This is a genomic window from Muriicola sp. (genome assembly GCF_041567615.1).
GTDB lineage: Bacteria > Bacteroidota > Bacteroidia > Flavobacteriales > Flavobacteriaceae > Muriicola.
In genome coordinates, this window is sequence record NZ_JBFGBM010000173.1 from 1 (window position 1) to 5,788 (window position 5,788).

Below are 5,788 nucleotides of genomic sequence, written 5' to 3' on the forward strand. Positions count from 1 at the left end.
GGGGAAACCCTGAGGGTCGGGATCACCGGGGTACCCGGTGTGGGCAAGAGTACTTTTATAGAAAGATTTGGCACCATGTTGACAGCCATGGGTAAAAAAGTGGCTGTCCTGGCCGTAGATCCCAGCAGTTCGGTAAGCAAGGGCAGTATCCTGGGAGACAAGACACGGATGCAGCAGCTGGTCAATGACCCCAAGGCATTTATCCGGCCCTCTCCATCGGGCACTTCCCTGGGAGGCGTGGCCCGGAAGACAAGGGAGAGCATCATCCTGTGCGAAGCAGCCGGATACGATGTGATCCTCGTGGAGACAGTGGGTGTGGGCCAAAGCGAGACGGCCGTCCACAGCATGGTGGATTTCTTCCTCCTGCTCAAGCTCTCGGGTGCCGGGGACGAACTACAGGGCATCAAAAGGGGGATTGTGGAAATGGCAGATGCCATTGTGATCAACAAGGCAGAAGGAGAGAATCTCAAGAGGGCAAAACAGGCAAAAAGCGAATTTGATAAAGCTCTGCACCTCTACCCCCCAAAAGAAAACAACTGGGTTCCGAGGGTACTGACCTGCTCCTCCATAGAAGGTACAGGGATTCCCGAGATCTGGGAAATGATCGAGGAATACGCGGATAAGAACCGGGGATCCGGACATTTTGCACAGAAGCGGAAGGACCAGAACAGGTTCTGGTTCCAACAGACGGCTGAAACCCTCTTAAAGGCCCAGTTCTATGAGCAAAAGTCGGTAAAGAAGGTAATGGACCGATTGGAAAAGGCTGTAGAGGAGTTGAAGATCTCCCCCTTCAGAGCGGCGGAGGAGTTGCTCGATACCTATCGGAAAGGAATGAAATAAATACCCTAAATTTGCGGGCAACAAACCTCCCATGAGACCCAAGACCCAAGCACTCCTTTCCATCGTCGTCCCTCTTTACAATGAAGAGGCCAATGTGGCCCTGCTCACCAGGAAGATACACGAAAGCCTGGAAGGATATCAGTATCAGATCGTCTATGTCGATGATTTTTCCACGGATAAGACACGCCAGATCGTCCAGGAAATGAAGGACAAACGGGTCCACCTCCTGGCCCTCAAAAAGAATTACGGACAGAGCCTTGCCCTGGCAGCCGGACTGGATTATGCAGAAGGGGAATACATCATCACCATGGACGGTGACCTGCAGAATGATCCCAGCGATATCCCGCAGATGCTGGATCACGCTCTGAGCGGGGAATACGACGTGGTTACCGGTATCCGGCAAAAGCGGAAGGACTCCCTGGTGAAGAAGATTCCTTCCAAGATCGCTAATTTCCTGGTACGCCGGGTGACCAAACTCGATATCAAGGACAACGGCTGTGCTTTAAAAGTTTTTACGCGCGATATCGCCAAGGACCTCAACCTTTACGGGGAAATGCACCGTTTCATCACCCTCCTTGCCTTCCTGGAAGGGGCGCGGATCAAACAGGTACCCGTAAAGCACCATGCCAGGCACGGCGGGGTTTCCAAATACGGGCTGGAGAGGGTCTTTAAAGTGGTTGCAGACATGATGTTGCTGCTGTTTATCCGAAAATACTTCCAGCGACCTATCCACCTTTTCGGTATTCTGGGGGTATTCCTGATCCTGCTGGGACTCTTGATCAATGCATACCTCCTTGTGGTAAAGCTCGGTTTCGGGGAAGATATAGGAAGCAGACCTCTGCTGATCTTCGGGATGATGTTTATCCTTGGGGGCATACAGTTGTTCACCATAGGTATCGTTATGGAACTCCTGATCCGTACCTATTATGAATCCCAGAGCAAGCGGCCTTACCGCATCAAAAACATAAGCATTGGCGGCCAATCTGCGTAAAAAAGGGATCACCCTCCTCAAAGTGGCGGTAAGTGCCGCCCTGATCTATTTTATCTTTACCAAGATCCCGTTCAGGGAGGTGATTACGGCGGTTAAGACCGCAAATCCCCTCTACCTCCTGGGAGCTTTGTTGCTTTTTGTCGCATCCAAATTTATTGCGGCTATCCGACTCAACCTGTATTTTCACAAAATAGCTATCCCCCTGGGGACAGGAACGAACCTCCGCCTGTATCTGCTGGGCATGTTCTACAACCTTTTTTTGCCGGGAGGGATTGGGGGTGATGCCTACAAGGGCTATTACCTCAAACAGCACTTTGAAGTGGCCACCAAAAGGGTGGTGGCTGTATTGTTGCTCGACCGGCTGAGCGGACTCCTCCTGCTCTTCATCTTTGCCTGTATCCTGGGATTTACCCTTGAGGCGCCTGCCCTGGCACCCTTCAGATGGCTCATGCTTCTCTGTGTGCCCCTGGGCTTGTTGATATTCTATTTGGTATACGTTCGATTTTTCTCTTATGTCCTCCCTATTTTCTGGAAGACCAACCTCCTGTCCGCCCTGGTACAGCTCGCACAGTTATTGACGGTACTGCTCATCCTCAGGTCCCTGGACATCTCCCTGAACACCTATGAATACCTCTTTATATTCCTGATCTCCTCCATCGTATCTGTCATTCCTCTGACCATAGGGGGAATCGGCAGCAGGGAACTTGTTTTCCTCTACGGTGCCTTATGGTTCGGACTGGAAGAAGAACGCTCTGTTGCGATCAGCATGATCTTTTTCCTGATCACGGCTTTGGTTTCCCTGTCCGGCTTCTGGTATCATTTCCAAAAACCCAGTCCCGAAGTGAGAAAATAGTCAGGGAACATGCAGGAGGTACATCCTGTTGAGGACCCTGGAACGGGTGGCGGGATTCAGAAACTTAGCCTGCAGGCGGGTTATACGGAACTGGTCCACCGAATATTCCCTGTCCCACGTGTAATCATTTCCGAGAAGCAGGTCCATCTCTTCTTCGGTCGCATAGACCCATGTATCATCAAGATCCTTTAGCTGGTCCAGGGCGATGATACGTACAGGCTGCTTGTTATAAAAATCCAGTGCCCATGTATGTCTTTCGGAAATTTTTACAATGCGGTCCGGGGGGATGTTCTCTCTTTCGACGATCCCGGCCATGGCTGAGCCACCCTGGTATTTGAGCAGTTCCGGATAAAAATGAAGGTTGAGAACGGCATTCAGTAATACTGAAGCGAGCACTGTGATGGTGACGATGCGTACATAGGGTGCCTCTTTTTTAATGATAAAATAAGCCAGTAAGGCGTAGCCAAGGCCCAGGGGCAGATAAGAAAGCCAGCTTTTCCACTCAAATACATAAAAACAGATCAGGGCTGTCGCGATAAAGACCAGGCTCAGGATAAAGTACTGTGCGGCCAGTACCCGGTTCAGGATACGGGTCTTTTGCCTTCTTTTCAGGGAAAACAAATAGGACGCTGAAAGGAGGGCAAACAGAGGGATCAGGATGTTTAGATAATGCGGCAGTTTGAACTGGGCAAAACTGATGATCACAAAAATGATCCCGATACCCCCCACGGTGAGCAACTCGAGTTTTGGGTTCTTTCGGAAATGTGTCTTAATCAGTCTGCGAAGCGCCGCCCAGTAGGCAAAGATGCCGATGAGGGTCCAGGGTAAAAAGACCCAGAGAAAGGTGTGAAAAAAGAAAAAGTAATCACTGCTGTTTTTACCGACCCCCTCTCCGCTCAGGCGTTCAAAACTCTGTTCCCAGAAAATAAAGAGGATACCGCTCCTGCCTGAACGCCCCCTGATCACTTTTTCCGGATGAAGGTCGAATTGCTGGTAATACGCATATAACATCGGACTGATCGTGAGACCGAAGACAAGCAGGGCCGCCACTACCTTCCAGCTGAGCAAAACTTCCCATCGGCGTGTGTACGCAAGGTGGCAAAGCACAGGCAGACCGATCACCAGCAAGGCGATCTGTCCCTTGGTAGAAAATGCGATTCCCGCACCAAAGGCGCCCAATAGCAGTGAGAACAGATCTGAATCCCGGATATACCTGGCCAATTGCCAGATGGCAAAAATCGTAAAACCGGTCAGTACTGCATCGGTCCTCACATCTATATTGGAAAGTATGATGGTCTGGGCGGTGAGGAAGATGAGGGAAGCCAGTCTTCCCACCTGTTTGTTGTAAAGCAGATTGCCGAGCCCGTAAGTACTCCATGCCCCCAGGAGAGAAGCCAGCAGAGCCGGTATGCGATAAGTCCAATCGTGTATCCCAAAGATTTTAAAAGCGTATGCTGCCAGCCAGTAGTGCATGTGAGGCTTGTCCAGGTATTCTTCCGGCCCTTTGAACAGGCTGAGGAAGTCATTTTCCTGTACCATCCGCATAGCCATGACGGCAAACTGAGCAGAATCGTTCTCAAAAAGGGTTACAAAGAGGCCAGCGAGGTAGACCAGAGAGATCAAAAGCAGTAAACTCCAGTATCGGGCCGGTGTGATCATAATTGGATCCTGTCTGTGGCAAAGATATACAAGCGGAAGAAAAGCCAGCCCATAAAGGTACCCACGAAGGCCCCGGTGATTACATCCAGGGGAAAGTGAACCCCGATATAAATCCTGCTGTAGGAGACCACCCCGGCCCACAGGACAAGTAACCATGGGAGCCATTTCAGCTTTGACCTGAAAAGGTGAGAAAAAAAGGCGGCTACCGCAAAAGTATTCGCGGCGTGGGCCGAAAAATAACCGTATTTTCCTCCACAGGAAGATTTCACCAGGCGGAAGAGCCCGTTCAACTCCGGGTCATAACAGGGCCTCAGTCTGCCTACTCCCAGTTTAAAGAAATTAGACAGCTGGTCACAGACCGTAATTAACAGGGCAACAGCGACCAGCAAGAGTAAGGTCCTCTTCCATCCGAGCATTCTGCCGCTCAGGATGAGCAAAACTATATAGAGGGGAAGGGAGCTCCATTTACCTGTGATGAACAGCCAGAATCCATCCCAGGAAGGCGTTCCCAGGTTGTTCAGGAACAGGAAAACTTCCCGGTCTATATGGATGAGGTCTTCCAGCATATCAGTCCTCGTATCTCGCTATCTCTCTGTCGTAGAACGCATTGGCTGCCTCAAAGAGTTCACGAGCCTCTTCTTCCAACTCCTTCTCATCCTCCCTGGTAAATTCTTCCAGCCAAACCACCTCATCGTTCTCCAGGTTGATGATAAAGCGGGGATACTCTGTATGGATGATAAAGATGGCCGAAGGATAGTCGGTATTGTCTCCAAATAAGAATTTGGGTATGTCCATTTTGGGAAGTTTTATTTTGCTATCAGGTCTTCGCTTTTTCCAGCGCAAGTTTTTTGGTTAAATGATTGAATCGAAGATACAACATAATCGCCGAAGCCGTAAGGCCGGATAAGAGTCCGATCCATATACCGGTGCTGCCCAGTTCCGTATGCAGGCCCAGCACATAGCTGACGGGAAAGGCGATCAACCAGTATGATATAAATGTGATCCCCGTTGGGATCTTTACATCCTGTAATCCTCTCAGGGCTCCGAGAATAACCACCTGCAACCCGTCTGAGATCTGAAAAAATGCAGCCACGAGCAACAATTGGGCGGCCAGGCCGATCACCTCCAAATTGTCTGCCTGGTTGGCGAGATCGTCCACATCCAGATAAATGGTTGGGAACCAGTGCCTGCACAGGAGGAACAACAAAGCGAACCCGATCTCCAGGAGGAGGGTCAGGAAAAAGATAGACTGGGCGATGCGCCTGAGCTCACCCCAGTCACGCAGCCCTTTCTGGTTACCCACACGGATCATGGCAGCCACCCCCAGCCCCATCCCGAACATAAAGGTCATGCTCGAAAGGTTCAGGGCGATCTGGTTGGCGGCCTGTGGATTCTTCCCAAGCACCCCGCTCAGCCAGATCGCGGCCGTAAAAATGGCCACTTCA

7 protein-coding genes are annotated in these 5,788 nt (G+C 50.7%); 3 read left to right on the forward strand and 4 right to left on the reverse strand.

The window, feature by feature from the left end; all coding sequences use genetic code 11:
• The 3 genes from meaB to ABYP73_RS10945 form a co-directional block, all read left to right on the forward strand.
• Positions 1–840 (forward strand): methylmalonyl Co-A mutase-associated GTPase MeaB (meaB, locus tag ABYP73_RS10935; protein WP_372974347.1); only part of this gene is annotated, 840 nt, incomplete at its 5' end.
• 31 nt (positions 841–871) lie between these two features.
• Entirely contained in the window at positions 872–1,831 is a 960-nt protein-coding gene (locus ABYP73_RS10940) for a glycosyltransferase family 2 protein (RefSeq protein ID WP_372944785.1), read from the forward strand.
• The gene (locus tag ABYP73_RS10945; RefSeq protein ID WP_372944786.1) at positions 1,812–2,684 is read left to right on the forward strand and encodes a lysylphosphatidylglycerol synthase transmembrane domain-containing protein; all 873 of its coding nucleotides are present in this window, start codon (positions 1,812–1,814) and stop codon (positions 2,682–2,684) included. Before ABYP73_RS10940 ends, ABYP73_RS10945 begins: the two co-directional genes overlap by 20 nt.
• Here the strand turns inward: ABYP73_RS10945 and ABYP73_RS10950 are convergent, their stop codons facing one another.
• The 4 genes from ABYP73_RS10950 to ABYP73_RS10965 form a co-directional block, all read right to left on the reverse strand.
• Entirely contained in the window at positions 2,685–4,343 is a 1,659-nt protein-coding gene (locus ABYP73_RS10950; protein WP_372974348.1) for an ArnT family glycosyltransferase, read from the reverse strand.
• Positions 4,340–4,909, reverse strand: a complete 570-nt coding sequence (locus tag ABYP73_RS10955) for a phosphatase PAP2 family protein (protein WP_372974349.1) — start codon at positions 4,907–4,909, stop codon at positions 4,340–4,342. Before ABYP73_RS10955 ends, ABYP73_RS10950 begins: the two co-directional genes overlap by 4 nt.
• A gap of 1 nt (position 4,910) precedes the next feature.
• A complete protein-coding gene (locus ABYP73_RS10960; RefSeq protein ID WP_372944789.1) occupies positions 4,911–5,138 on the reverse strand; it encodes a hypothetical protein in 228 nt (75 codons plus the stop codon).
• Between the two features lie 22 nt (positions 5,139–5,160).
• Positions 5,161–5,788 (reverse strand): MATE family efflux transporter (locus ABYP73_RS10965; RefSeq protein WP_372974350.1); only part of this gene is annotated, 628 nt, incomplete at its 5' end.